Source organism: Pseudomonas sp. UBA4194 (genome assembly GCF_002379585.1).
In the GTDB taxonomy this organism is placed as follows: Bacteria; Pseudomonadota; Gammaproteobacteria; order Pseudomonadales; family Pseudomonadaceae; genus Aquipseudomonas.
This window is the reverse complement of sequence record NZ_DFUE01000010.1, coordinates 87743-113770: the sequence shown is the minus strand read 5'-3', so window position 1 is coordinate 113770 and position 26028 is coordinate 87743. Positions and strand designations below refer to the sequence as shown.

At 63.2% G+C, this 26028-nt stretch carries 23 protein-coding genes; 16 read left to right on the top strand and 7 right to left on the bottom strand.

Features of this window, described 5'->3' with window-relative positions:
* Positions 1-106: 106 nt before the first annotated feature.
* Genes B3397_RS02060 through B3397_RS02050 form a run of 3 tightly spaced genes read left to right on the top strand, consistent with a single transcriptional unit; the run spans position 107 to position 2884 of the window.
* Complete coding sequence (locus B3397_RS02060) at positions 107-811, top strand: HAD-IA family hydrolase (protein WP_296246792.1); 705 nt, start codon at positions 107-109, stop codon at positions 809-811.
* 48 nt (positions 812-859) lie between these two features.
* Complete coding sequence (locus B3397_RS02055) at positions 860-2143, top strand: NAD(P)/FAD-dependent oxidoreductase (protein ID WP_296246790.1); 1284 nt, start codon at positions 860-862, stop codon at positions 2141-2143.
* A gap of 30 nt (positions 2144-2173) precedes the next feature.
* Positions 2174-2884: a cupin domain-containing protein gene (locus tag B3397_RS02050; RefSeq protein ID WP_296246787.1), complete on the top strand. Its 711-nt coding sequence runs from the start codon at positions 2174-2176 to the stop codon at positions 2882-2884.
* Positions 2885-2998: 114 nt separating this feature from the next.
* Here the strand turns inward: B3397_RS02050 and B3397_RS02045 are convergent, their stop codons facing one another.
* The 4 genes from B3397_RS02045 to B3397_RS02030 all read right to left on the bottom strand — a co-directional run bounded on the left by B3397_RS02045 (position 2999) and on the right by B3397_RS02030 (position 8824).
* Complete coding sequence (locus tag B3397_RS02045; RefSeq protein WP_296246785.1) at positions 2999-3490, bottom strand: Lrp/AsnC family transcriptional regulator; 492 nt, start codon at positions 3488-3490, stop codon at positions 2999-3001.
* 38 nt (positions 3491-3528) lie between these two features.
* Positions 3529-4215 (bottom strand): hypothetical protein, encoded by a 687-nt coding sequence (locus tag B3397_RS02040; RefSeq protein ID WP_296246783.1) that lies wholly within the window; start codon positions 4213-4215, stop codon positions 3529-3531.
* A gap of 493 nt (positions 4216-4708) precedes the next feature.
* Positions 4709-6355 (bottom strand): acyl-CoA dehydrogenase family protein, encoded by a 1647-nt coding sequence (locus B3397_RS02035; RefSeq protein WP_296246781.1) that lies wholly within the window; start codon positions 6353-6355, stop codon positions 4709-4711.
* Positions 6356-6433: 78 nt separating this feature from the next.
* A complete protein-coding gene (locus B3397_RS02030; RefSeq protein ID WP_296246779.1) occupies positions 6434-8824 on the bottom strand; it encodes a hybrid sensor histidine kinase/response regulator in 2391 nt (796 codons plus the stop codon).
* A 348-nt stretch (positions 8825-9172) separates the two neighbouring features.
* Here B3397_RS02030 and B3397_RS02025 point away from each other — a divergent pair, with 348 nt between their 5' ends.
* The 4 genes from B3397_RS02025 (at position 9173) to B3397_RS02010 (ending at position 12655) form a co-directional block, all read left to right on the top strand.
* On the top strand, positions 9173-9970 hold the full coding sequence (locus tag B3397_RS02025) for a hydroxymethylpyrimidine/phosphomethylpyrimidine kinase (protein ID WP_296246778.1): 798 nt from the start codon (positions 9173-9175) through the stop codon (positions 9968-9970).
* A 35-nt stretch (positions 9971-10005) separates the two neighbouring features.
* Positions 10006-10632 carry a thiamine phosphate synthase gene (gene thiE, locus B3397_RS02020; RefSeq protein WP_296246776.1) on the top strand — a complete coding sequence of 209 codons (627 nt, stop codon included), beginning with the start codon at positions 10006-10008 and terminating at the stop codon, positions 10630-10632.
* A gap of 19 nt (positions 10633-10651) precedes the next feature.
* On the top strand, positions 10652-11935 hold the full coding sequence (hemL, locus tag B3397_RS02015) for a glutamate-1-semialdehyde 2,1-aminomutase (protein WP_296246774.1): 1284 nt from the start codon (positions 10652-10654) through the stop codon (positions 11933-11935).
* A 165-nt stretch (positions 11936-12100) separates the two neighbouring features.
* Positions 12101-12655: a tetratricopeptide repeat protein gene (locus B3397_RS02010; protein ID WP_296246772.1), complete on the top strand. Its 555-nt coding sequence runs from the start codon at positions 12101-12103 to the stop codon at positions 12653-12655.
* Here B3397_RS02010 and B3397_RS02005 read toward each other — a convergent pair whose 3' ends face one another.
* Entirely contained in the window at positions 12656-12982 is a 327-nt protein-coding gene (locus tag B3397_RS02005) for a DUF1820 family protein (RefSeq protein WP_296246770.1), read from the bottom strand.
* A 132-nt stretch (positions 12983-13114) separates the two neighbouring features.
* On the opposite strand from B3397_RS02005, the gene miaB reads away from it, so the two are divergent.
* The 5 genes from miaB to lnt all read left to right on the top strand — a co-directional run bounded on the left by miaB (position 13115) and on the right by lnt (position 18563).
* Positions 13115-14443: a tRNA (N6-isopentenyl adenosine(37)-C2)-methylthiotransferase MiaB gene (miaB, locus tag B3397_RS02000; protein ID WP_296246768.1), complete on the top strand. Its 1329-nt coding sequence runs from the start codon at positions 13115-13117 to the stop codon at positions 14441-14443.
* Between the two features lie 212 nt (positions 14444-14655).
* A complete protein-coding gene (locus B3397_RS01995) occupies positions 14656-15663 on the top strand; it encodes a PhoH family protein (RefSeq protein ID WP_296246767.1) in 1008 nt (335 codons plus the stop codon).
* On the top strand, positions 15656-16153 hold the full coding sequence (gene ybeY / locus B3397_RS01990) for an rRNA maturation RNase YbeY (RefSeq protein WP_296246766.1): 498 nt from the start codon (positions 15656-15658) through the stop codon (positions 16151-16153). The genes B3397_RS01995 and ybeY overlap by 8 nt, the downstream gene beginning before the upstream one ends.
* A gap of 6 nt (positions 16154-16159) precedes the next feature.
* Complete coding sequence (locus B3397_RS01985) at positions 16160-16999, top strand: HlyC/CorC family transporter (RefSeq protein WP_296246764.1); 840 nt, start codon at positions 16160-16162, stop codon at positions 16997-16999.
* A 46-nt stretch (positions 17000-17045) separates the two neighbouring features.
* Positions 17046-18563, top strand: coding sequence for an apolipoprotein N-acyltransferase (gene lnt / locus B3397_RS01980; protein WP_296246763.1), 1518 nt, complete (start codon positions 17046-17048; stop codon positions 18561-18563).
* A 32-nt stretch (positions 18564-18595) separates the two neighbouring features.
* Here the strand turns inward: lnt and B3397_RS01975 are convergent, their stop codons facing one another.
* Positions 18596-19360, bottom strand: coding sequence for a YdcF family protein (locus B3397_RS01975; protein WP_296246762.1), 765 nt, complete (start codon positions 19358-19360; stop codon positions 18596-18598).
* Positions 19361-19420: 60 nt separating this feature from the next.
* Positions 19421-19759: a hypothetical protein gene (locus B3397_RS01970; RefSeq protein WP_296246761.1), complete on the bottom strand. Its 339-nt coding sequence runs from the start codon at positions 19757-19759 to the stop codon at positions 19421-19423.
* Between the two features lie 250 nt (positions 19760-20009).
* Between B3397_RS01970 and leuS the strand changes: the two genes are divergently transcribed.
* The 4 genes from leuS (at position 20010) to B3397_RS01950 (ending at position 25965) form a co-directional block, all read left to right on the top strand.
* Positions 20010-22616: a leucine--tRNA ligase gene (leuS, locus tag B3397_RS01965; protein ID WP_296246760.1), complete on the top strand. Its 2607-nt coding sequence runs from the start codon at positions 20010-20012 to the stop codon at positions 22614-22616.
* Between the two features lie 73 nt (positions 22617-22689).
* On the top strand, positions 22690-23295 hold the full coding sequence (gene lptE, locus B3397_RS01960) for an LPS assembly lipoprotein LptE (RefSeq protein WP_296246759.1): 606 nt from the start codon (positions 22690-22692) through the stop codon (positions 23293-23295).
* Between the two features lie 54 nt (positions 23296-23349).
* On the top strand, positions 23350-24387 hold the full coding sequence (gene holA, locus B3397_RS01955; RefSeq protein WP_296246757.1) for a DNA polymerase III subunit delta: 1038 nt from the start codon (positions 23350-23352) through the stop codon (positions 24385-24387).
* A 261-nt stretch (positions 24388-24648) separates the two neighbouring features.
* A complete protein-coding gene (locus B3397_RS01950; RefSeq protein ID WP_296246755.1) occupies positions 24649-25965 on the top strand; it encodes a lytic murein transglycosylase in 1317 nt (438 codons plus the stop codon).
* Positions 25966-26028: the final 63 nt, after the last annotated feature.

The following is a 26028-nucleotide window of genomic DNA, read 5'->3' as shown; positions in this document are numbered from 1 at the left end:
AGGTTATGCCCTGAGGTAAGGACAAAACAGAACATATGGCGATGGCGCGCGCCGATAATTGAACCACACCTTGCATCTTCCCCTGGTTCATCATGCGGAGCGCCTTATGTCATTCAAGCAGTTCAAAGCCCTGACGTTCGATGTCGTCGGCACCCTGATCGATTTCGAAGCCGGCATTCTCAACCACGTGCGTGAAGTGGCCGGTGAAGCCGGCAAGGCGTGCAGCGATGACGATATCCTCAAGGCGTACCGCGACGCCCGCGCCATGCCGGATTCGGGCTGGTGGCCGGATGACCTGGAGCGCTGCTATCACCTGATCGCCAGCAAACTCGGCCTGCCGGACAACGACGAATACGCCCGCGGCCTGGCCCTGGCGGTGGAAAACTTCCCGGCCTTCCCGGATTCGGTCGAAGCCCTCAAGCGTCTGCACAAGCACTTCAAGCTGGTGGCGACCACCAACTCTCAAATCTGGGCCCTGAACTACATGGCCAAGACCCTCGACGAGCCGTTCGACGTGCGTGTGACCGTCGACGACGTGCGCTTCGAGAAACCCGATCCACAGTTCTTTGCCTACACCCGCGGCGTGTTGGCCACCCAAGGCATCGTCTTCGAGGAAATTCTCCACGTTGCCCAGAGCCAGTACCACGACATTGGCGTGGCCATGCGCCTGGGTTACCAGACCTGCTGGATCGAACGCCGCTTCGCCCAGAAAGGCAGCGGTGGCACCCTGGAATCCGAACACACCAAGCCGCACTACCATTTCACTTCGCTGGCGCAACTGGCCGACGCGGTCGAGAAAGAACTGGGCTGACACCTGCGGCGCTTCCATCGAAGCGCCGTTTTCTTGTGGATACGGGCTATGACTGCGAAGAGTTTGTGGGCGGCCACCGCCCAACCCGCCCCGGCGCTGCAGTCGCTGCAAGGCGAGCGGCAGTGCGATGTGGTGATCATCGGCGCGGGCTATACCGGTCTTTCGGCGGCGCATCATATAGCCGCCAGCGGTCGCGAGCCGCTGATCCTGGAGGCCAATACCCTGGCCTGGGGCGCGAGCGGACGTAACGGCGGCGTGGTTTCGCCGAAGTTTCGCGTGGGCTTTGCGGCATTGATGCAGCGTTTCGACCGCGACACCGCCCTGCACATGTACCGCACCGGCTACGCCGCTGTAGACAGCCTGGTGGAGATGATCGAAAGCCTGGGTATCGCCGGCGCTCAGCTGCACATGGGGGGACACATCGCGGCGGCACATAACGAGCACGCCCTGGGCGGACTGCAAAGCACGGCCAACTGGATCAAGCGCGAAACCGGCGGTGAGTCGTCGCGCATGATCAGCGCCGAGCAGGTCCGCGAGATGACTGGCTCGACGATTTTCCACGGTGGCCTGCTGACGCCCAAGGCAGGCGGTATCCATCCGCTGAACTACGCCCGCGGCATGGCATCGAGCCTCAACGAGCGCGGCGTGAAGATGTTCATCAACAGCCCCGCCGAGCAGGTTCGCCAGGAAGGCGGCCGTGTGATCGTGCAGACGCCGCAGGGGCGGGTCAGCGCCAGGCAGGTGGTGTACGCCACCAATGGCTACTCCGACCAGACCCGAGCCACCGATACCTTACACCGCCGTCTGATTCCGTTTCGCAGCGCCATCATCGCTACCGAACCGCTACCGGCTCACGTACTGGCCGGCATCATGCCGGGCGGGCAAGTGTGCGGCGACACCAAGCGCATGCTGCGCTGGTTCCGAGTGATCGGCGATCGGCTGATCTTCGGTGGCCGGGGGGCGTTCGGCAAGCATGATTCCGACAGCGCGTTTCGCACCTTGCATCGCAGCATGGGGGAGGTGTTTCCTGCGTTGCGTGACTTCCCCATCGCTTTTCGCTGGTCCGGCCTGGTCGCCATGACCCTCGATTACCTGCCTCATGCCGGGCAGCTGGATGAGCGCAGTTTCTACGCCATCGGCTACAACGGTGGGGGTGTGGCCATGTCCACCTACATGGGCAAGCAACTGGCTGCCATGACCGCCGGTGAGCCTGTGCAGCTGGGTCTGCTGGCCGGTGAGACGTTCAAACCCATTCCCCTGCATGCCTTCCGTGCTCCTGGCGTACGCCTGGCCGCCGGCTGGCAGCAACTGCTGGATGCCATCGGGCGTTGAGCCTGGATACCTATTGCCAAGATGAAACCTATGCCACCGATTCTGCATTACTCGCAACCTGCTTCCGATCGCCAATTGCCGCTGGCCGCTTTCGCCCTCCAGGGCGATCCGTTGGCGGCGGGGCGTACCGTGCATTTCCATGACCCGGTCAATGGCTACGCGGTGGGCGCCAGTTCCAGTGTGGGCGCCAACCTGTTGATCGAGGAGTTTCCCTGGGTCGAGCTGGGTGTGGTGGAAGCCGGTGAGTTGACGTTGCAGGGGGAGGGTTTCGACCTGCACCTGCAAGCCGGCGACTGCTTCGTGGTACCTCGCGGCGTGACCGTACGATGGCAGCACCGTGGGCAACTGCGACGGTTGTTCATGGCATTTCCCGGGCTGCTGCCGAGCAAGGACATGCCGGCCAAGCCACTGAAGATCGACTTCACAAGCGACCTGCAACCGAGCAATCCGCCGGCGGCTTCGGTGCTGTTGACGCCGACGCCCAAGGCGTGGAGCGAGACGGTGTTCAGCGTGGCCAATCTGCGCATCGGTTTGTGGCAGTGCGAGGCGTATGCGCGCAAGCAGGTGCAACCGGCCTACAGCGAACTGATGTTCATTCTGCAAGGGGCGGTGACGTTGACACCCAAGCAGGGTGAGGCGTGCGTGGTGCGGGCTGGGGAGGTGGTGATGGTGCCTTCGGGGGCGACCAATGCGTGGGTGAGTGAGGAGGTGGTGCGCAAGGTATTTTGTATATTGAGTTGAGGGAGGGTTTGGGTTCGGTAGTACACCGCGTACAGCTCCCTCTCCCCCAGGGAGAGGGCTGGGGTGAGGGGACCCGTCACCACAGATCCCCAACCCAACCTGCAAATTCCCGCCTCAAACCGCCCGCACCAGACTCCGCAACGGCACCGCGCTCTTCACCACCGGGCTCTTGATCACGATGTAGCTGAAGTACTTATCGATGCCGATGTTCTTGTCCAGAATCGACTCCATCAGCTCCTGATAATGCTGGATGCTGCTGCACAGGAAGCGCACCAGGTAGTCATACCCGCCGCTGATCAAATGGCATTCCAGCACCTCGTCGATATTGCGGATGCTCGATTCGAATTTCACGAAGTCCGCGCGCTTGTGGTCCGACAGGGTGACCTCGGTGAACACGGTGACCGAGTTGGCGAACTTGGCCAGATTGACATGGGCTTCATAGCCGCTGATGTAACCCGCCGACTCCAATCGTTTGACCCGCTGCAGGCAAGGGCTGGGCGACAGGCCCACCGCTTCGGCGAGGCTGACGTTGGTCATGCGCCCGTCTTTTTGCAATTGCACCAGGATATTGATGTCGATTCGATCGAGCTTGGTTGCAGCGTCCATGGTTCAGGCCTCGCAATGTCAAAACGTGAGCGGTGGCCTCAGGCGTGCAATGCCGTTTGATGGGCATGGGCCAGGTCGGCGAGGCTGGCGTATTCACAGCGCTTGCCGTCCAGTGCCTGGGGCGAAAGATTCCACGGTTGGCGGTGGTCGCGGTGCAGGGTGCACACCGGGAAATCCACGCGCTGATTCCATGGATCATCGGTTTCGGTACTGCGCACCGGCAACAGCTGCGCGCGTTCCAGGCCCAGGCGTTGCAGCTCGGTTTCCAGGCTGCTGTGCCAGGCATCGTTGCAGGGTTCGATGACCGCATCGAATGCCACGGGCAGACGTTGGGTCAGGGAGCCGACATCGATGCCCTGGGGTGGGGCGATCAGTATCAACCGGTAGAACTTGCTCAGGTACTGCAGAGCGCCGGGGGCGTCTTCGTAGATCGGCCATTGGGCCGAAGAGCTACCGAACGCAACACTCTCATCCCAGCCGGGAAGCACATGCAATTGATGCGCCAGACGCTGGTACAACTGGCCGTGGAAAGCGCTGGCGCTGGCGCCTGGGCTGGCCTGGGCGAGCTCGCTGGCGAGCTGTCGATAGGTGTTCAGCAACTGTTGATCGCTGGGCGCGGTTTCACTTTGCACCGCCAAGGGTCGCAGCCCATCGAGGATGCCCCGTTCGCGGTCGACCAGCGTGGCGAAGGAGAAACCCAGTGCGTGGTATTGCGTGACTTTCATGGTTTGCTCCTGACATGCGGGCCCCTTCGCGGCTGTACGCCGCTCCTACAGGAGCCGGTGGCTTCCCTGTAAATCTGTGGTGCTTGTGCGGACGTCTTCGCGGCTGTACGCCGCTCCTACAGGGGCCGTGTGCAACCTTGGGGGCGGTGTGGCGGGGGTGGGGTGCTTGGGTGTCGTTGCGGCCGTCATCGCGGGCAGAGCCCGCTCCCACAGGGGGTCGGGGCGTTGCTGAATGCGGTGGGGGCGGTGTGGCGGGGGTTGGGGTTCGCGGTTGTCTTTGCGGCTGCCATCGCGGGCAGAGCCCTCTCCCACAGGGGTTAGTGGCGTTGCTGAATGCGGTGGGGGCGGTGTGGCGGGGGTTGGGGTTCGCGGTTGTCTTTGTGGCCGTCATCGCGGGCAGGGCCCGCTCCCACAGGGGTCGGGTCGTTGCGGGACTTTCTGTAGGAGTGGCGTGCAGCCGCGAAGGCGTCGGGACAGGCGCACGCGTACCCGGTCACACTGCAGGCAGCGCCCGGCGCAGCAGCGCCTCCACGTCCACCCCTCGCGGCAGCGTGCCGTAGGCGCGACCGCTGCCTTGCAAACGGCTGGCGATGAACGCATCGCTGACGGTGGCATCACCCGCTTCCAGCAACACCCTGGCCTGCACGCCCAGCGCAATGGACTCGGTCAACGCGCGGGCGCGATATTGAATGTCGGCGGTATCCACCAACGCCTGCTTGAGGCCTTGGATATGCCGAGCCAGGCGCGCATCCCCGTGTCCATCACCCAGCGCGGCGAACAGCGCATCGAGCACCCCCGGTTCCTTGGACAAGGCGCGCAACACATCCAGGCATTGCACGTTGCCCGAGCCTTCCCAGGTTGAGTTCACCGGCGCTTCGCGATACAGCCGCGGCAGAATGCTGTCTTCCACGTACCCCGCGCCGCCCATGCATTCGGCCGCTTCATTGATCATCGCCGGCGCCCGTTTGCAGATCCAGTATTTGCCTACCGCCGTCATCAATCTCGCGAAACCGGCCTGTTGTGGCTGGTCCAGCTGATCCAGCGCCTGCCCCATGCGCAGCGTCAACGCCAGCGCCGCCTCGCTTTCCAGGGCCAGATCGGCCAGCACGTTCTGCATCAGCGGATGATCGACCAGCATCTTGCCGCCGACACGTCGATGCGCACAGTGATGGCTGGCCTGAGTAAGCGCCTGGCGCATCAAGGCACTGGAGCCGATCATGCAATCGAAGCGGGTCATGGCCACCATCTCGATAATGGTCGACACACCTCGCCCCTCCTCGCCCAGCATCCAGGCCAGGGCGCCACGCAACTCCACCTCGCTGGAGGCATTGGAGCAATTGCCCAGCTTGTTCTTCAGGCGCTGGATATAGAACTGATTGCGGTTGTCGTCGGGCCGGTGCCGAGGCAGCAGGAAACAGCTCAAGCCCTTTTCGGTCTGGGCCAGGGTCAGAAAGGCGTCGCACATGGGCGCCGAGCAGAACCATTTATGTCCCACCAGTTCATAGGCCTGACCCGGCCCCGTTGAGCCCACCGGCCAGGCACGGGTGGTATTGGCCCGCACATCGGTTCCACCCTGCTTCTCGGTCATGGCCATGCCCAGGGTAACCCCCGCCTTGTGCGCGACCGCCACGTTGCGCGGGTCGTAGGTTCGGCTCAGCACCTTGGGCAACCACTGGCCGGCAATGTCCGGCTGACACCGCAAGGCCGGGACGCTGGCGAAGGTCATGGTCAACGGGCAGCCGCTGCCGGCATCCGCCTGCATGTGCAGATACACCAGGGCTGCACGCGCCACATGGGCACCAGGCTGCGGCTCGGCCCACGGCAGTGAAGGCAGGCCATGCTCGACAGCAGTGCGCATCAGTTGGTGGTAGGCGGGGTGAAATTCCACCAGGTCGATCCGGTGTCCGTAGCGGTCGTGGCTGTGGAACACAGGCTTGTTTTCATTGGCCAGAAAGCCCGCCGTCATCAACGGCCCGCCTGCCAATGCGCCATAGGCATCGAGACGCGGCGTCGCCCATTGCGCGCCGAAACGTTGCGTCCACTGCTGCAAGGGCAGATCGGCGCGCCACAGGTTCACACCCTCCAGCGGTGGTGGCTGATTGGTGACTGCGTGGGTTTCGGCAAACGATTGAAGGTCCATGGCAGGCTCCCGCGAAGGTGGGCGATACCTCAGTGAAGCACCTCCCACTCGCTGCTCGCCAGTAACGGGCGAAACGCCCTAGGCCTTTTCGCTTTTGCCCTTGGCCAGCAGCCAGCCATGCAGCAACGCCTGGAGCTCATCGAAACGCACCGGCCGGGCCAGGCACTGGGTGATTCCGGCAGCCAGGCAGGCCTCGCGCTCGCCGCGCTGACCCGTTGCGCTGATCGCCAACACCGGCAGTTGCTCACGCCCGGGCAGTCGACGCAGGGTACGGGATGTCTGCAAGACATCGTCCAGGGAGCCGCTGCAATCCATCAGCACCGCATCGAAAGGCTCCCGGGCGAGCAAGGCCAGGGCCGTCGGGCTGTCTTCGGCCGTGCGGACCCGATAACCCAGTTTGAGCAACATCCCGCGGATCACCAATTGATTGATGCTGTTGTCGTCGATCAACAGCACCGTGCATTCATGCGCGGCACGCTGCGCGCCAAAGGCGCCCGCTGGCGAGATGAAGGCCTGGGCCGGGTGCGGTTCCACCACGCCCAGATGCACGGTGAGCTCGAAGCAACTGCCCCGGCCCGGCTCGGACTGGTGATGCAACTGCCCGCCCAGCAGCTCGGCCAGTTGCCGGCAGATCGCCAGGCCAATACCCAGGCCACCGTATTCGCGGGTCATCGAGCCATCTACCTGATAGAAGCGCTGGTAAAGGGTTTCTTCGTCACGGTGAGCGAACCCGATGCCACTGTCGGTGACCTTGAAGGTGACATCCAACCGATCATCGTCCAGCTCACCGCCGCTGACCCGCACGTTGACATGGCCCTGACGGGTGAACTTGATGCCGTTGTCGATCAGGCAGCCCAGGCATAGCGCCAGCTTCTTGGAGTCGCCTTGCAGCTTGTCAGGCAAGCCCGCAGCACGCTCGACGGTGAATGCAAGGCCCTTGTCGTGGGCCTGACGGCTGAACTGCATCTGCATGCTGTCCAGTAGCGCCTGCAGGCTGAACGGCTCGTTGCGAGGGTACAGCTTGCCCGCCTGCAACTCGGTCAGGATGAGGATATCGTCGACCATGCGCATCATGTCCCGCGCCGAACCTGCCGCCGTATGCTGATACTGCGCCAGCTCGGTTTCCATGTGCACCGTCTGCATCAGCTCCAGGGAGCCGATCACGCCGTTCATGGGCGTGCGCAATTCATGGGTCACCGTGGCCAGGAATTCATCCTTGAGCCGGTTGCTGGCCGCCAGTTGCTGGTTGGCCAGTTCCAGCTGCTGCCCGGCTTCCTGCAGCGTCTGTTCCTGGCGGTCGCGCATGGTGTTGATGCGATCGGCCAGCGCCAGCGACAGCAGGCCGACTTCCAGGGCCGAGCCGATCTGACTGGCGTACATGGTCAAGAAGAAATTGGGCAGATAGCCCAGCACCATCAGCGTATTGACGATGCCACCGAGCAGAAAAGCCGTCCAGGCGATGATGAAATACCGCGCCTGGCGCAGGCCGCGTAGCCAGGCAACGATGCCTGCGGTGAAGATCACCACCGTGAAGCACAGCGCCAGCGCGGTAGCCAGGCGCAGGGCCAGGGCGTAGCTGGTGGACAGCGACAGCGCCATGACCACGGCGCCGTAGACCATCAAGACCATCAACAACCGATCCAGCCAGCGACTGTGCTGCGAGGTCTGCAGGAAACTGCGCGAGAACTGGCAGCCGAAGAAACCGGCAGCACCGATGAAGAATGGCGTGGCGGCGTTGGCCCACCACGGGCTGTCGGGCCAGAAATACTCGACCCCGGCACCGTTGACCGACACCTGGTAAAGCCCGAAGGACGCGATATAGACGATGTAATAAAGGTAGCTTCGGTCACGCACGCTGAGGAAGATGAACAGGTTGTAGACCAGCATGCCCAGCAGCACGCCGTAGATCAGCCCCAGTACATAAAGCCGCGACGGCTGCTCCTCGAGGTAAGCGTTGGCTGACCAGAGACTGACCGGGGCCTGGATCGAACCCTGGCTGTGCAGGCGCAGGTAGACCGTCTTGGCCTCCCCGGCCTTGAGCGGAATTTCGAACAGATAGTTGTTCTGCTTGATCTGGCGACTGGCGTAGGGCAAGGCGTCGCCGGTGCGTTGGTCCATTCGGTAGCTGCCGTCGCCGTTGGGCAGGTACAACTCGAGGTGGTCCATGGGCGGATACGCCAGTTCCAGCAACCAGTTGTGCGGGTCCAGGTTGGTACGCGGCAGGTAGTGAAGGTCGATGCGCAGCCAGAATACCGAGGTGGAATAGCCGGCATTGAGCACGTCGCCGTGGTGCTGACGAAATGCCGGCGCAAGGCCGTCGGTGATCTGCTCGATGGTCGCATCGCCGGCCACGTCTTCGTACACCTGCATCACTCGACCGAGTGGCAGGTTACGCGTTGACTCGTCGAATTCGACCGCGCACGCCAGCAAGGGCAGCCAGGCTACCAATAGGATCAGCAAATAGCGCATACAGCCCCAGCATAGCCCGCCCGTTGTCGTCAGGAAGCCCCCATTCCCTTTGGTCGACGCAACCGGCATAGCCTGTTATTCAATATCGAAGCACTCTAGCATAGCGCCAGCGTGCCCGTGAGAGACCTTTACGAGCGAGAACAGATGGCTCTAGTTCGGTGGTTTCGGCCATTCCTGACCATGATGTCAATATGATACATAAGCGATACAATCTGCGCGACCCTGTGGCACTGACACCGGCCATCGGCGTCAGCTTGGGCAGGCACACTGCGGCGGCCATCGCGGCTCAGGCTGGACGCGGCTTACGCCGCTGCTACAAATGGGTTGGCCGTGATAAGCTCGCGCACCATGAATATCTATAGCTCACGCCCTGTTGTCCTCTGTCTCTCCGGCCACGACCCCAGCGGCGGCGCCGGCCTGCAGGCAGATATCGAAGCCCTGCTTGCACAGGGTTGCCATGCCGCGCCGACGGTCACTGCGCTGACCGTGCAGAACACCGTCGATGTCACCGATTTCCGCGTGCTCGACCGTGAGTGGATACTTGCGCAGGCCAATGCCGTACTCAACGATTCCCAGGTGGCTGCAGTGAAGCTGGGCATGCTGGGCTCGGTGGAGATGGTCGAGACCGTGGTCGAGCTGCTCGGCGCCCACCCTCACCTGCCGGTGGTCTGTGACCCGGTGCTGCGTGCTGGCGGCGGCGGCAGCCTGGGCAAGGATGAAGTCGGCTTCGCCATGCGCGAGCGTTTGCTGCCGTTGGCCGCCATCGCGACCCCCAACCTGCCCGAAGCACGCATCCTGGCTGAGCTGCCCCAAGGCACCGCCGACGAGTGCGCGGCCAAACTCCTGCCTTTCTGCAAGCATGTGCTGATCACCGGCGGCCATGGCGACGAGCACGAAGTGCACAATCGCCTGTATGGCCGCGACGGTTTGCGCCGCACCTTCACCTGCCAGCGCCTGCCGGGCAGCTATCATGGCTCCGGCTGCACCCTGGCCAGCGCTCTGGCCGGTCGCCTGGCATTGGGCGAACAGCTTGAAAGCGCCGTCCAGTCGGCCTTGAACTACACGTGGCGCACCCTGCGTGATGCCGAGCAGCTGGGCCAGGGCCAATTCGTGCCGCGCCGCCTGCCGCTGGATTTCTGTTCATGAGCACTGCTCGCCGCGCACCGCTGGAGGCCTGAACCATGCATTTACGTGGCGTCTATGCCATTACCGACAGCCAACTGTTGGCCGGCAAGTTCCTCAAGTACGTCGAGGCGGCGCTTGAGGGCGGCATCACCCTGCTGCAATACCGCGACAAGACTGGCGACGAAGCCCGCCGGCTGCGCGAAGCCGAGAAGCTGCGGGATCTATGCGACCGCTACAAGGCCCACCTGATCATCAACGACGACGCCGAGCTGGCCGCGCGCCTCAACGTCGGCGTGCACCTGGGCCAGGGTGACGGTCCGCTCACCCCAGCCCGCGCCCTGCTGGGTCGCAAGGCGATCATCGGCTCGACCTGCCACGCCAGCCTGGATCTGGCCCGACAGGCCGCACGCGAGGGCGCCACCTACGTCGCCTTCGGCCGCTTCTTCAATTCCACCACCAAACCCGACGCCCCGCCCGCCAGTCTCGACCTGCTGACCGCCGCGCGGGCCGAGCTGAAGCTGCCGATCGCCGTCATCGGTGGCATCACCCTGGACAACGCCGCGCCGCTGGTGGCCCAGGGCGCTGACCTGCTGGCCGTGGTCCACGCGCTGTTCGGCGCCGACTCGGCCCAGGAAGTGACCCGCCGCGCCCGCGCCCTGAAAGCGCTGTTCGAAACCGCCTGATTCGCAAGAGAGCCTATTTATGTCCCGTTCCGAAACCCTGTTCGCCAACGCCCAGAAACACATCCCCGGCGGCGTCAATTCACCCGTGCGTGCATTCAAGAGCGTGGGCGGTACGCCGTTGTTCTTCAAGCATGCGGCGGGCGCCTACGTCACCGACGAAGACGACAAGCGTTATGTCGACTATGTCGGCTCCTGGGGGCCGATGATCCTGGGCCACAGCCATCCGGACGTGCTGGATGCCGTGCGCAAGCAGCTGGAGCATGGTCTGTCGTACGGCGCGCCGACCGAAATGGAAACGCAGATGGCCGACCTGGTCTGCTCCATCGTGCCGTCCATGGAAATGGTGCGCATGGTCAGCTCGGGCACCGAGGCGACCATGAGCGCCATTCGCCTGGCCCGCGGCTTCACCGGCCGCGACAGTATCATCAAGTTCGAAGGCTGCTACCACGGCCACTCCGACAGCCTGCTGGTCAAGGCCGGTTCCGGCGCCTTGACCCTCGGCGTGCCCAGCTCGCCTGGCGTACCGGCAGCCTTCGCCAAGCACACCCTGACCCTGCCGTTCAACGACATCGCAGCGGTGGAAGAAATGCTGGCCGACGTGGGCCAGGAAGTAGCGTGCATCATCGTTGAACCAGTGGCCGGCAACATGAACTGCGTGCCGCCTGCGCCGGGCTTCCTCGAAGGCCTGCGCAGCCTGTGCGACAAGCATGGCGTGGTGCTGATCTTCGACGAAGTGATGACCGGTTTCCGCGTTGCACTGGGCGGCGCCCAGGCTCACTACGGCGTGACGCCGGACCTGAGCACCTTCGGCAAGATCATCGGCGGCGGCATGCCGGTCGGCTGCTTTGGTGGCAAACGCGAGATCATGTCGCATATCGCACCGCTGGGCCCGGTGTACCAGGCTGGGACCTTGTCGGGTAACCCACTGGCCATGGCCGCCGGCCTGACCACGCTGAATCTCATCAGTCGTCCCGGCTTCCACGCCGAACTGACCGACTACACCTCACGCCTGCTCGACGGCCTGCAACAACGTGCCGATGCCGCGGGCATTCCTTTCGTCACGACCCAGGCGGGCGGAATGTTCGGCCTGTACTTCAGCGGTGCCGACGATATCGTCACGTTCGACGACGTGATGAGCAGCGATGCCGAGCGCTTCAAGCGGTTTTTCCATCTGATGCTTGAAGGCGGCGTGTACCTGGCGCCGAGTGCGTTCGAGGCAGGCTTCACCTCGATTGCCCATGGGGATGAGGAGTTGAAGATCACCCTGGATGCGGCCGAGAAGGCGTTTGCTGCGTTGAAGTGAGTGTCCGTGGGAATTGTGGTGATGGTCCCATCGCCACAGATTCCCCTTACTTGCAGAAAAACGAGTAAAGACTTTGTAACCACCCCCCTGCTTATTTCATAATGACGCACCCGCACACTCTTTCGGCCGGGTCCGTCCGCATCTTGCAGAGGTAAGTCGATCCCCATGAACCGCACCGGCCGCACCCTTGCATTGGGCTGCCTGTTGCTTCTTCAGCCGCTAATGGCAACCGCAGGCGGCAATTCGTTGTTGATCCCGGCGGTGGGTCGCTGCACCCTCAATACCTCTCCCGACGCTCTGGCGCAGGCACTCGCGACGTGCCAGCAAGCTGCCAAAGACGGCGACGCGCAAGCACAATTCGAACTCGGTCAGTTTTACTACGACGGTAAAGCCACACCACGCGACCTAAACCAGGCATTGAGCTATTTCGAGCAGGCCTCGTTGCAGGGGCACGCCGAAGCCCAGTATCACCTGGGTGTCATGTTCTTCAAGGGTGAAGGCGTGGCGGCCAACAACGTCCAGGCCTACGTGGTACTGAAGATGGCCGCGGTCAACGGCGCCGAAGATGCCCTGGATGTGGCCGATGAAGTCTCCGGCCAGATGCGCCGCGAAGACCTGGAAGTGGCCACCCAGGTGCTGGGCCAGATCTTTCGCAAATACCTGCTGGAACTGCAGACCGCCGACGGGGGCAGCCGCTCGCCCTTCGCGCCGCTACCCTGATTACTTGTCCGGCATCGGCATGGGAAACGGCATGACGTTGCCCGTGGGCCGCGCTTCGCTGATCTTCGGCGTTCCCATGCGCTCCACTTCATCGATCCGCACGATCGAGTGCATGGGCACGAAACTGCGGGTCACACCTTCGAACTGCGCCTTCAGTTTTTCTTCGCTGGGGTCGACGACCACGGTGGTGCGCTCGCCAAAGACGAATTCCTCGACCTCCAGAAATCCCCAAAGATCGCTTTGGTAGATCTGCTTGGCATACATCTCGAACACCTGGCCCTGGTTGAGGAAAATCACTTTGTAGATTGGAGCTTCGCGTTTGGTCATCGTGGGCAGATATAGAGTCGAGGGCTGAGAAGAGGGCGAAAACTATAGCATAGCCGCCCGACAGGCAATGCTAGGAACCACCGACCACGGGCACTATAATGCGCGGTTCTTTGAACCACCTGATGATCACGTATGGCCAAGAAGCTTTATATCGAAACCCACGGTTGCCAGATGAACGAGTACGACAGCTCGCGCATGGTCGACCTGCTGGGCGAACATCAAGCCCTGGAAGTCACTGCCCGCGCAGAAGACGCCGACGTGATCCTGCTCAATACCTGCTCGATCCGTGAGCGCGCCCAGGACCGGGTCTACTCCCAGCTGGGTCGCTGGCGTGAACTGAAACTGGCCAAGCCCGACATGGTGATTGCCGTAGGCGGCTGCGTGGCCAGCCAGGAAGGCGAAGCCATCCGTGATCGCGCGCCGTACGTCGATGTGGTGTTCGGTCCGCAAACCCTGCACCGCCTGCCGGACATGATCGACGCCGCGCGCATCACCAAGCTCCCGCAGGTGGACATCTCCTTCCCGGAAATCGAGAAGTTCGATCACTTGCCCGAGCCGCGCATCGACGGTCCCACCGCGTATGTGTCGGTAATGGAGGGCTGCAGCAAGTACTGCACGTTCTGCGTGGTGCCCTACACCCGCGGCGAAGAAGTCAGCCGGCCCTTCGACGACGTCCTCACGGAAGTCATTCACCTGGCCGAAAACGGGGTGCGCGAAGTCACGCTGCTGGGCCAGAACGTCAATGGCTACCGCGGCCTGACCCACGATGGCCGTCTGGCCGACCTGGCCGAGCTGATCCGCACCGTGGCCGAGGTGGATGGCATCGACCGTATCCGCTACACCACCTCCCACCCGCTGGAGTTTTCCGACAGCCTGATCCAGGCCCACGCCGAAGTGCCGCAGCTGGTCAAGCACCTGCACTTGCCCGTGCAATCGGGTTCGGATCGCGTACTGGCCGCCATGAAACGTGGGCATACGGTGCTGGAGTACAAATCCAAGCTGCGCAAACTCAAGGCAGCGGTCCCGGACATCTGCATCAGCTCGGATTTCATCATCGGGTTCCCCGGCGAAACCGAGAAGGATTTCGAGCAGACCATGAAGCTGGTCGCCGACGTCGGCATGGACTTCTCCTATTCGTTCGTCTACAGCCAGCGCCCGGGCACCCCCGCCGCGGACCTGGCCGACGACACGCCGGAAAGCCTGAAGAAACAGCGGTTGGAGGCGTTGCAGCACCGCCTCAACCAGCAGGGCTTCGAAATCAGCCGACAAATGGTGGGCACTACCCAGCGCATCCTGGTGACCGATTACTCGCGCAAGGACCCAGGCCAACTGCAAGGGCGCACCGAGAACAATCGGATCGTCAACTTCAGCTGTGCCGATGCGCGCTTGATCGGGCAGTTCGTAGACGTGCTGATCGCCGAAGCGCGGCCGCACTCGTTGCGGGGAGAGTTGCTGGGGTAAGCGCCTGGGGAGCCAAAAGCACACCGCGTACGGCTCCCTCGCCCTCAGGGCGGTACGGCGGCCCGAAAGGGCTGGGGCGAGGGAACCCTGGACCCCAAACCCAGGGATTGACCCTCAACCCCTACCATTCACCCCCACCCCCTTTCGCCCCTCCCCCGCCAGGGGTTATCCTTGAGCCCAACTCAATTGCCGTCGGGCGGCCGAAAACGACCTTGAACGCACCTATCGAACCACATCGCTTCCTCCTCGAGCCCTTTGAGGCTCGCCGCTTCGCCAACCTGTGCGGGCAATTCGACGAGCATCTGCGCTTGATCGAACAGCGCCTGGAAATCGAGATCCGCAACCGTGGCAATCAGTTCGAGCTGATTGGCGAGGCCCAGCACACTCGTTCCGCCGAGAACCTGCTGCGCCGACTCTATCGCGAAACCAAAGCCAGTGAACTGTCGCCAGACACCGTGCACCTGTTCCTGCAGGAATCGGCTGTCGAAGAGCTCGATAATCCGGCCTCGGGCGAAGTGCCCGTGGCGCTGCGCACGCGCAAAGGCATGATCAAGCCGCGCGGCTTGAACCAGCAGCGCTACGTCAAGGAGATCCTGGCCAACGACATCAACTTCGGCATTGGCCCGGCAGGTACCGGCAAGACCTATCTGGCCGTGGCTGCCGCCGTGGATGCGCTAGAGCGCGAGCAGGTCCGACGCATCCTTCTGGTGCGACCGGCCGTGGAAGCGGGAGAGAAGCTCGGTTTTCTGCCCGGAGACCTGGCGCAGAAGATCGACCCCTACCTGCGCCCCCTGTACGACGCCCTGTACGAAATGCTCGGCTTCGAGCATGTGGCCAAGTTGATCGAGAAGCAGGTGATCGAGATCGCCCCGCTCGCCTATATGCGCGGCCGCACGCTGAACAACAGCTACATCATCCTCGATGAAAGCCAGAACACCACGGTTGAGCAGATGAAAATGTTCCTGACCCGTATCGGTTTTGGCTCCACCGCGGTGATCACCGGCGACATCACCCAGGTCGACCTGCCCAAGGGCACCAAGTCCGGCTTGGCCCATGTCATCGACGTCCTGGATGGCGTGCCCGGTATCAGCTTCACCCATTTCAAGCCCAAGGACGTGGTGCGCCACCCCTTGGTGCAGCGTATCGTCGAAGCCTACGAACGGTTCGACGCCCGCCCCGCCACCGCTGCCGAGGCCGGGGATACACGCCGAAATGCTTGAGCTTGATCTGCAGAGGGCCAGCACTACCGCTGGCCCCAGCGACGACGCCTTTCGCCGGTGGTGCCAGCTGGCCTTGCGCCAGCGCAGCGCCGATTCGGAGATGACCATTCGCCTGGTCGACGAAACCGAAGGTCGCGAGCTGAATCACACCTATCGTCATAAAGATTACGCAACCAACGTGCTTTCATTCCCGGCGGACGTGCCGGATGACATGCTCGATATTCCGCTGCTGGGCGACTTGGTCATCTGTGTGCCGGTAGTCGAGCGCGAGGCCCGCGAACAGCACAAGGCTCTGGATGCCCACTGGGCGCATCTGGTCATGCATGGCTGCCTGCATCTGCTTGGCTATGATCACATCGAAGACGATGAAGCCGAGGAAATGGAAGCGCTGGAACGAGAGTTGCTAGCAGAACTGGGTCATCCCGACCCCTACGCCGACGATGACGTCGGCGACACCCCTATCAAAGCATTTGGCAAGGATCACGAGTAAAGGGCTATGAGCGAAGATCGATCGAGCAACGGGCAGAAGTCATGGTTGGGCAAACTGACCCAGGCTTTTGCCCATGAGCCCAAGAACCGCCAGGAGCTGCTGGAGCTGCTGCGCGAAGCCCATCAGAACAAGCTGCTGGACAGCGAAGCCCTGACCATCGTCGAAGGCGCCATTCAGGTGGCCGACCTGCAGGTGCGCGACATCATGGTGCCGCGTTCGCAGCTGATCAGCATCAAGTCCACCCAGACCCTGCAGGAATTCCTGCCCGCCGTCATCGATGCTGCGCACTCGCGCTACCCGGTGGTTGGCGAGAACCACGACGATGTCATCGGCGTGCTGTTGGCCAAGGACCTGCTGCCTCTGATCCTGCAGAACGACCATTCCAACTTCAACATCAAGGACCTGCTGCGTCCGGCCACCTTCGTGCCCGAGTCCAAGCGCCTGAACGTGCTGTTGCGCGAGTTTCGCGCCAACCACAATCACATGGCCATCGTCATCGACGAGTACGGCGGCGTGGCAGGGCTGGTGACCATCGAAGACGTGCTCGAGCAGATCGTCGGCGACATCGAAGACGAGCACGACGTCGAAGAAGACAGCTACATCAAGCCGCTGCCCAGCGGTGACTTCCTGATCAAGGCGCTGACGCCCATCGAGAACTTCAACGAGTTCTTCGAAAGCGAGTTTTCCGACGACGAGTTCGACACCGTCGGTGGCCTGGTGATGAGTGCGTTCGGCCATCTGCCCAAGCGCAACGAGATTACCGAAATCGGTGCTTACCGATTCCGCATTCTCAACGCCGACAGCCGTCGGATACACTTGCTGCGCTTGACCCCCATCGCTCGCTGAAGCGCTTGGCCAAGCTCCCCATCACGACTTGCATTTAAGGACAAGGATGCGCTGGATCACCCGCCCCGGCTGGCCCGGTAACCTGCTGGCCCTGGCGGCCGGCGCGTTGACCCCGCTGTTTCTTGCACCGTTCGACATCTGGCCATTGGCGCTGCTGTCACTGGCCCTGTTCTACGTTGGCCTGCGCGAGCTGAGCCCGCGCCAGGCCCTGGGCCGTGGCTGGTGTTATGGCTTCGGCCTGTTCGGCGCCGGCACCAGTTGGATCTACGTCAGCATCCACACCTATGGCGGCGCCTCCGTGGCGCTGGCAGGCCTGCTGATGCTGGGTTTCATTGCCGCCATTGCGCTGTTCTTCGCCTTGCCTGCATGGGTCTGGGCGCGTTGGATTCGGCGCAACGAGGCCCCCCTGGCCGATGCCCTGGCTTTCGCGGCGCTGTGGTTGGGCCAGGAGGCCTTTCGTGGCTGGTTTCTGACCGGGTTCCCGTGGCTCTACAGCGGCTACAGCCAACTGCACGGCCCGCTGGCCGGGTTGGCGCCACTGGGTGGCATGTGGTCGGTGTCCTTTGCCCTGGCGCTGACGGCAGCGTTGCTGTGCAACCTGCATCGCCTGCGCGAGCGCAAGGCTTTCCTGGCTCTGGGCGTGGTCTTGCTGATCGCCCCGTGGGGTCTGGGCCTTGGGCTCAAGGGTCATGCCTGGACAGTGCCCTCTGGAGCGCCGCTGAAGGTAGCCGCCATCCAGGGCAATATCGCCCAGAGCATGAAATGGGACCCTGAAGCCCTCGACCACCAGCTCAAGCTGTACCGCGACAAGACCTTCGTGTCGCAGCCGGCGGATCTCATCGTCTGGCCCGAGACTGCTGTTCCGGTGCTGATGGAGTCGGCGCAGGGCTATCTGAACATGATGGGCAGCTTCGCTGCCGACCGACAGTCTGCCTTGATCACCGGAGTGCCCATTCGCCAGGTCGAGCACGGCCAGAAGCGTTACTACAACGGCATCACCGTGGTGGGTGAAGGCGACGGCGTCTACCTCAAGCAGAAGCTGGTGCCGTTTGGCGAGTACGTCCCGCTGCAGGACATGCTGCGCGGACTGATCGCCTTCTTCGACCTGCCCATGTCGGACTTCGCCCGCGGCCCCGCCGACCAGCCATTGCTGCAAGCCAAGGGCTACCAGATCGCGCCGTTCATTTGCTACGAAGTGGTTTATCCCGAATTCGCCGCCGGCATGGCGGCGCGCAGCGACCTGTTGCTGACCATCAGCAATGACACCTGGTTCGGTACCTCCATCGGCCCGCTGCAGCATCTGCAAATGGCGCAAATGCGCGCGCTGGAGGCGGGCCGCTGGATGATTCGTGCGACCAACAACGGCGTCACCGCGCTGATCGACCCCTTCGGGCAGATCACCACGCAGATTCCGCAGTTCGAGGAAGGTGTGATGTATGGCGAAGTGACGCCCATGCAGCGACTGACGCCCTACTTGCATTGGCGCTCGTGGCCGATGGTGGTGTTGTGTGCATTGCTGTTGGGTTGGGCGTTGCTGGCGAGTCGGATTGCCAAGACGGTTTAGGCCAGGTTGGGGATTGGGGGGGGATGGTCCCCTCACCGATAAAACACCCGATACCCCACCAGGCCCACCGCCTCATTCAACAACTGCCCGTTCTGCCAGATCGCCTTCACCTCCGGCAACCAGCCGCCCAGGGGCCGAGCGTTGTCTACGCCCAGAAACCCCACAGGCGCTGGCACCACCTCAAGCCCGGCCTGCTCGAAACTCCAGCGCGAACGTTGCATATGCCAGCTCTGGGTCACCACCACCACGCGCCGAATGCCCTGCTCCTTCAGCAACTGGGCGCTGAACTGGGCGTTTTCCCAGGTCGTGCGGCTGCGCTCCTCCAGCCAGCGCGCCGACGTGCCAAAATCGTCCTGCAGCGATTGCGCCATGATCCAGGCTTCGCTGGGCGGCGAGCCGAAGTGCAGGCCACCCGAGGTCAGCAGCGGCAATCCAGAGGCCTTGGCCAGTCGAGCGGCGTAGCGCACGCGCTCCAGAGCCACACCGGTGGGCTGATCCACACCGGCCCAGGCAGGATCGCCACGTTCGCGCCCGGCGCCCAGCACCACGATGGCATCGGCGCGCCTGGCCAGGCCGGCCCAATCATCGGTCGCTAACGCAGGCTCCGTTTGCAACGCTCGCGCCGCATGCTGCACCACTACAGGCAGGCTCATCACCCACAGCCCACCCAGACCCAACACAAAGCAGCCCGCGGCCAGGCGCGGCCAACGACGGCGCAGCCACCACGAGGCCAGCAGCAGCACGAAGAACACACCAGGGGGAAGCAGCAGTTGCTTGAGGACGTAGCGTGAAAACATCGGGCATCTCCAGAAGATGCCCGCAGCCTAAGGGCTGATGGGTGTTACAACAATAGCCCGTCAGAGTTTGCCGTACTGCCAATGACCACGCTTGCCCGGACGCTTGGCGGCGCGCCGCTCTTTGAGCCAGTACACCTTGGCCAGCTCCTTGGGCGGCTCGAAGGGTGCCAGTGCGCCGGCGTGGACGGCTTTATCGGTCCTGGGTCCGGTGCGACTGGCGGCAAGATAGGCATTGATCAGTTCGAATTCGGCACGGCTCAAGCCGCTCAATTCCAGTTCCGCAGGCGTTTCGTCACGCAGTCGAACAGCCGTTCTGGCGACATCCAAAGCAAGGCCCAGACGATCGATCAAGCGTTCGTACAGATCAGGGTTCATAGCTTTCAGCTGCGACTCTACCATCCGCTCACCTCATTGAAGATAAAACGTACTCCCCACGGATCAGCTTAGCGGTGGCTGGAAAATCAGGCGGTTGCAGCGACCAACGGACGTTGCAGCGTGTTCGCGGTATCGGTGGGCACGCAATCAAGGTTTCCCTCGGTGGAGGGGGGTCATGTATGCTACGGCGTTTAATATCATCGTACCTTGCCAACAGGCTCAGCCTCTTAGCAGCTGCCGGATAAGGTCACCCATTTCTCAGCGCAAAGTAGCCATGCACGAACTCTATCAGCCCCGCGAAATCGAAGCCGCCGCCCAGTCTTTCTGGGACGCGAAAAAGTCTTTTGAAGTGAGTGAGCAGCCAGGCAAGGACACCTACTACTGCCTGTCGATGTTCCCCTACCCCAGCGGCAAGCTGCACATGGGGCATGTGCGCAACTACACCATTGGCGACGTGATCGCTCGCTATCAGCGCATGCAGGGCAAGAACGTCCTGCAGCCCATGGGTTGGGACGCCTTCGGCATGCCGGCGGAAAACGCCGCCATGAAGAACAACGTCGCACCGGCCAAGTGGACCTACGAAAACATCGCCTACATGAAGACCCAGCTCAAGAGCCTGGGCCTGGCGATCGACTGGTCGCGCGAGGTCACCACCTGCAAGCCCGACTACTACCGTTGGGAGCAGTGGCTGTTCACCCGCCTGTTCGAAAAAGGCGTGATCTACCGCAAGAACGGTACGGTGAACTGGGACCCGGTCGACCAGACCGTGCTGGCCAACGAGCAGGTCATCGACGGCCGTGGCTGGCGTTCGGGCGCGCTGATCGAGAAGCGCGAAATCCCGATGTACTACTTCAAGATCACCGCCTACGCCGATGAGCTGCTGACCAGCCTCGACGACCTGCCGGGCTGGCCTGAACAGGTCAAGACCATGCAGCGCAACTGGATCGGCAAGTCCAAGGGCATGGAGGTGCAGTTCCCGTACCACCAGGCGTCCATCGGCGAAGCCGGTACCCTGAAGGTCTTCACCACGCGTCCCGACACCCTGATGGGCGCCACCTACGTGGCAGTGGCCGCCGAGCATCCGCTCGCGACCCTGGCGGCGAAATCCGACGCCGCCCTGCAAGCCTTCATCAATGAATGCAAGAGCGGCAGCGTGGCCGAGGCCGACGTGGCCACCCAGGAAAAGCGCGGCATGCCTACCGCGCTGTTCGTCGAGCACCCGCTGACTGGCGAAAAACTGCCGGTATGGGTCGCCAACTACGTGCTGATGCACTACGGCGACGGCGCGGTGATGGCGGTCCCGGCACACGACGAGCGGGATTTCGAGTTTGCCCTCAAGTACGACCTGCCGATCAAGCCGGTAGTGCGCACCAGCGTCGGTGACCTGACCCCCGCGCCGTGGATGGCTGCCTACAACGAGCACGGCACCCTGATCAACTCCGGCGAGTTCGACGGCCTGGACTTCGAAGGCGCCTTCGACGCCATCGAAGTGGCGCTGATCAAGAAGAACCTTGGCCAGTCGCGCACCCAGTTCCGCCTGCGCGACTGGGGCATCAGCCGTCAGCGCTACTGGGGTTGCCCGATCCCGATCGTGCATTGCGACGCCTGCGGCGACGTGCCGGTGCCGCAAGACCAACTGCCGGTGGTCCTGCCCGAAGACGTGGTACCCGATGGCGCCGGTTCGCCCTTGGCGCGCATGCCGGAGTTCTACACCTGCAGTTGCCCGAAATGCGGTGCGCCGGCCAAGCGCGAAACCGACACCATGGACACCTTCGTCGAATCGTCCTGGTACTTCGCCCGCTACGCATCGCCGCACTACGAGGGCGGTATGGTCGACCCGGCCGCGGCCAATCACTGGTTGCCGGTCGACCAGTACATCGGAGGCATCGAGCACGCCATCCTGCACCTGCTCTACGCACGCTTCTTCCACAAGCTGATGCGCGACGAAGGCCTGGTCAGCTCCAACGAGCCGTTCAAGAACCTGCTGACCCAAGGCATGGTGATCGCCGAAACCTACTACCGTCTGGAAGCCAACGGCAGCAAGACCTGGTTCAACCCGGCGGACGTGGAACTGGAGCGCGACAGCAAGGCCAAGATCATTTCTGCCAAGCTGATCAGCGACGGCCTGCCGGTCGAGATCGGTGGCACCGAGAAAATGGCCAAGTCCAAGAACAACGGCGTCGATCCGCAATCGATGATCGACCAGTACGGCGCCGACACGTGCCGCCTGTTCATGATGTTCGCCTCGCCGCCCGACATGAGCCTGGAATGGTCCGACTCCGGCGTCGAAGGCTCGCACCGCTTCCTCAAGCGCGTCTGGCGTCTGGCCCAGGCCCATGTGGTACAGGGCCTGCCGGGCAAGCTGGATGTGGCCGCACTGGACGACGAGCAGAAGGCCGTGCGCCGCGCCATTCACCTGGCGATCAAACAGGCCAGCCAGGATGTGGGACAGCATCACAAGTTCAACACCGCCATTGCCCAGGTCATGACGCTGATGAACGTGCTGGAAAAAGCCCCCCAGGCCACCGCACAGGATCGCGCATTGCTGCACGAAGGCCTGGAAACGGTGACCTTGCTGCTGGCGCCGATCACCCCGCACATCTGCCATGAACTGTGGCAGCAACTGGGTCACGGCGAGGCTGTCATCAACGCCGGCTGGCCGGTGCTGGACGACAGCGCCCTGGTGCAGGACAGCCTGCAACTGGTGATTCAGGTCAACGGCAAGCTGCGTGGCCAGATCGACATGCCGGCCAGCGCCACCCGCGAAGAAATCGAAGCCGCTGCCCGGGTCAACGAGAACGTGCTGCGCTTCACCGACGGCCTGACGATCCGCAAGGTCATCGTCGTGCCGGGCAAATTGGTCAATATCGTCGCCAGCTGATCGGCCCGCGCCCGGCCACAGGTCGGGCGCCCACAACAAAGCGTCAGCCAACAAGGTTCAAGGGAGCAACAAGATGATCAAACGCAATCTGCTGGTTATGGGCCTGGCTGTCCTGCTGAGCGCCTGCGGTTTCCAGCTTCGCGGCACCGGCACCAACGAACTCGCCATCAAGGAGCTCAATCTCACCGCCCGCGATGCCTACGGCGCAACGGTCAAACAGCTGCGCGGCTCGCTGGAGAACAGCGGCGTGCGCCTGGGCAGCGGCGCTCCCTATACCCTGGACCTGGTCGATGAGCGCGCCAGTCAGCGCACCGCCAGCTACAGTGGCTCGGCACGTTCGGCCGAATACGAGCTGACCAATGCCCTGCAGTACGAGATCCGTGGGCAGAACAACCTCAGCCTGCTCAACGACAAGATCGAAGTGCAGAAGGTCTACGTGCACGACGCCAACAACCTGACCGGGTCCGACCAGGAAGCCGCACAGGTGCGCCGCGAGATGCGCAACGAACTGGTTCAGCGCATGATGCTGCGCCTGCAGCAGATCACCCCTGCCGAACTGGACAAACTGCAAGTGGCCGCCAACGCTCGCGCCAAGGCCGAGGCCGATGCCGCCGCCGAAGCCCAGCGCGTGATGGATTCGACCCCTCGGCAGTCACCGATCCAGATCCCGAACCAGTAAGGGAGACAAAGGGCGCTTCGGCGCCCTTTTCGATTCACCTAGGTCGATACAACCATGAAGCTCAACCCTGCCCAACTCGGCAAACACCTGCAAGGCGCGCTCGCCCCTGTCTACGTGATCAGCGGTGACGACCCGTTGCTGTGTCAGGAAGCCGCCGACGCGGTGCGTGCCGCTGCCCGCCAGCAAGGTTTCGATGAGCGTCAGGTGTTCAGCGCCGACAACAGCTTTGACTGGGGCACCTTGCTGCAGGCCGGGGCCAGTTTGTCGCTGTTTGCCGAACGCCGCCTGCTGGAGCTGCGTCTGCCATCGGGCAAGCCCGGCGACAAGGGTGCGGCGGCGCTGATCGAGTACTGCTCGCGTCCTGCCGAGGACACCTTGCTGTTGATCAGTCTGCCCAAACTCGATGGCAGTGCGCAGAAAACCAAATGGGGCAAAGCCCTGGTCGAGGGTGCGCACACGCAGTTCGTGCAAATCTGGCCCGTGGACGCGGCACAGTTGCCGCAATGGATCCGCCAGCGCCTGGCGCAGGCGGGCCTGGCTGCGCAGCCCGATGCCGTCGAGCTGATCGCCGCGCGGGTCGAAGGCAACCTGCTGGCTGCCGCCCAGGAGATCGAGAAGCTCAAGCTGCTGGCCGAGAATAATCAGGTGACCTTGGAAACGGTGCAGTCGGCGGTGGCCGACAGCGCCCGTTTCGATGTCTTCGGCCTGGTGGATGCCATCCTCAACGGCGAGGCTGCCCATGCGCTGCGCATGCTTGAAGGGCTGCGCGGCGAGGGTGTGGAGCCGCCGGTCATCCTCTGGGCGCTGGCCCGTGAACTGCGCCTGCTGGCCAGCCTGGCGCAGCAGTACAGCCAGGGAGTGCCCTTGGATAAAGCCTTCAGTCAGGCGCGCCCACCGGTGTGGGACAAACGCAAGCCGCTGATGAGCAAGGCACTGCAACGGCACTCGGCCCTGCGGTGGGCGCAATTGTTACAAGATGCTCAGCGCATCGATGCGCAGATCAAGGGCCAGGCGCCTGGGTCGGTGTGGGTAGGCTTGTCACGTCTGTCATTGCTGATGGCCGGCCAACGCCTCCCCCTCCCCCCCGATTAACGTAGCAGCGGCGTAAGCCGCGTCAAACGTCAACCTCCCCCAGCACCCTGGACGCACCGCGGTGACCGTTGACGCGGCTTACGCCGCTGCTACACGCCGATCAACGTAGCAGCGGCGTAAGCCGCGTCAACCATCCAACATCAACCGTCCCGCCTGCACACCGGACGCACCGCGGTGACGGCTGACGCGGCTGAAGCCGCTGCTACATGCGGGCGGGCATGATAAGGTCAGCGTCTGCCCTGAAAGATCTGGACCTCGTGAATGTCTTCTAGTCGTACCCCACGCTGGCCACTGCGCCAGATCGCCGTTACCACGTGCCTCGCCCTGCTGGTCGCCTGCGCGGAAAAACCCACCGTTGCCGATACGCTGCCCTTGCCGGTGACCAAGCCGGCGCTGCCGGTGCCCATCGCCGCGGCACCGGCCAGCGTCGACACGCCGGTGTTACCTACGCAATCGTTCAGCGAATGGCAGGCCAGCTTTCGCCAGCAGGCGCTGCGCTCCGGCGTGCGTGCCGAGCTGTTCGACCGTGCCTTCGCCGGCGTCACACCGGACATGAGCGTGATCAAGGCCGACCGCAGCCAGCCGGAGTTCACTCGGCCGGTGTGGGAATACCTCGAGGGTGCCATCTCGCCGACCCGCGTGCGCCGTGGCCAGGCCATGCTCAACCAGTACGGCGACGTGCTGCGGGCCATTGAGCAGCGCTATGGCGTCGAACCCCAGGTGCTGGTAGCGGTATGGGGCATGGAAAGCAGCTTCGGCCAGATCCAGGGCGACAAATCGGTCATCCGCTCTCTGGCGACCCTGGCCTATGAAGGTCGTCGGCCGGACTTCGCCCAGAGCCAGCTGCTGGCCGCGCTGCAGATCCTGCAGAACGGCGATATCCAGCCCGAGGCCATGATCGGCTCCTGGGCCGGCGCCATGGGGCAGACCCAGTTCATCCCTACCACTTACAATTCCCACGCCGTGGACTTCGACGGCGATGGCCGCCGCGACATCTGGAACAGTGCCGCCGACGCCCTGGCCTCCACCGCCAATTACCTGCAAAGCTCGGGCTGGCAACACGGTCAGCCCTGGGGCCTGGAAGTGCGCCTGGAGTCGACCTTCGACTACGCCCTGGCCGACGGCAGCAGCCGCAAGCCGGTGAGCGAGTGGCAGCGCCTGGGTGTCAGCGTACCGGCTGGCAGCACCGTGCCGGCCGGCAGCGAGAACGCCATGGCCGCCCTGCTGCTGCCTGCCGGCTACCGTGGCCCGGCGTTCCTGGTGTTCGACAACTTCCGCGCCATCCTCAAGTACAACAATTCTTCTTCCTACGCCCTGGGTGTCAGCCTGCTGTCCCAGCGCTTCCAGGGTGGGGGCTATATCCAGGGCTCCTGGCCCAAGGATGACCTGCCGCTGACCCGCACCGAGCGTATCGAGTTGCAAAGCCTGCTCAGCGCCAATAATCATGACGCCGGTACACCCGACGGCATCATCGGCGCCAATACCCGCAAGGCGATCCGCAGCGCCCAGCAGGCGCTTGGCTGGCCGGCCGATGGCTATCCTACCCACAAGCTGCTGGAGAGCTTGCGCGCCCGCTGAGGCGTGGCGTACATCTATGTAGCACCGCCGAGCCCGCCGGCTCGGCAATGCTCTGGACGTTGG

Bases quoted from the DNA above. Each gene is read 5' to 3' on its own strand.
- B3397_RS02060 (WP_296246792.1), top strand. From the start codon at position 107: ATGTCATTCAAGCAGTTCAAAGCCCTGACGTTCGATGTCGTCGGCACC.
- B3397_RS02055 (WP_296246790.1), top strand. From the start codon at position 860: ATGACTGCGAAGAGTTTGTGGGCGGCCACCGCCCAACCCGCCCCGGCG.
- B3397_RS02050 (WP_296246787.1), top strand. From the start codon at position 2,174: ATGCCACCGATTCTGCATTACTCGCAACCTGCTTCCGATCGCCAATTG.
- B3397_RS02045 (WP_296246785.1), bottom strand. From the start codon at position 3,490: ATGGACGCTGCAACCAAGCTCGATCGAATCGACATCAATATCCTGGTG.
- B3397_RS02040 (WP_296246783.1), bottom strand. From the start codon at position 4,215: ATGAAAGTCACGCAATACCACGCACTGGGTTTCTCCTTCGCCACGCTG.
- B3397_RS02035 (WP_296246781.1), bottom strand. From the start codon at position 6,355: ATGGACCTTCAATCGTTTGCCGAAACCCACGCAGTCACCAATCAGCCA.
- B3397_RS02030 (WP_296246779.1), bottom strand. From the start codon at position 8,824: ATGCGCTATTTGCTGATCCTATTGGTAGCCTGGCTGCCCTTGCTGGCG.
- B3397_RS02025 (WP_296246778.1), top strand. From the start codon at position 9,173: ATGAATATCTATAGCTCACGCCCTGTTGTCCTCTGTCTCTCCGGCCAC.
- thiE (WP_296246776.1), top strand. From the start codon at position 10,006: ATGCATTTACGTGGCGTCTATGCCATTACCGACAGCCAACTGTTGGCC.
- hemL (WP_296246774.1), top strand. From the start codon at position 10,652: ATGTCCCGTTCCGAAACCCTGTTCGCCAACGCCCAGAAACACATCCCC.
- B3397_RS02010 (WP_296246772.1), top strand. From the start codon at position 12,101: ATGAACCGCACCGGCCGCACCCTTGCATTGGGCTGCCTGTTGCTTCTT.
- B3397_RS02005 (WP_296246770.1), bottom strand. From the start codon at position 12,982: ATGACCAAACGCGAAGCTCCAATCTACAAAGTGATTTTCCTCAACCAG.
- miaB (WP_296246768.1), top strand. From the start codon at position 13,115: ATGGCCAAGAAGCTTTATATCGAAACCCACGGTTGCCAGATGAACGAG.
- ybeY (WP_296246766.1), top strand. From the start codon at position 15,656: ATGCTTGAGCTTGATCTGCAGAGGGCCAGCACTACCGCTGGCCCCAGC.
- B3397_RS01985 (WP_296246764.1), top strand. From the start codon at position 16,160: ATGAGCGAAGATCGATCGAGCAACGGGCAGAAGTCATGGTTGGGCAAA.
- lnt (WP_296246763.1), top strand. From the start codon at position 17,046: ATGCGCTGGATCACCCGCCCCGGCTGGCCCGGTAACCTGCTGGCCCTG.
- B3397_RS01975 (WP_296246762.1), bottom strand. From the start codon at position 19,360: ATGTTTTCACGCTACGTCCTCAAGCAACTGCTGCTTCCCCCTGGTGTG.
- B3397_RS01970 (WP_296246761.1), bottom strand. From the start codon at position 19,759: ATGGTAGAGTCGCAGCTGAAAGCTATGAACCCTGATCTGTACGAACGC.
- leuS (WP_296246760.1), top strand. From the start codon at position 20,010: ATGCACGAACTCTATCAGCCCCGCGAAATCGAAGCCGCCGCCCAGTCT.
- lptE (WP_296246759.1), top strand. From the start codon at position 22,690: ATGATCAAACGCAATCTGCTGGTTATGGGCCTGGCTGTCCTGCTGAGC.
- holA (WP_296246757.1), top strand. From the start codon at position 23,350: ATGAAGCTCAACCCTGCCCAACTCGGCAAACACCTGCAAGGCGCGCTC.
- B3397_RS01950 (WP_296246755.1), top strand. From the start codon at position 24,649: ATGTCTTCTAGTCGTACCCCACGCTGGCCACTGCGCCAGATCGCCGTT.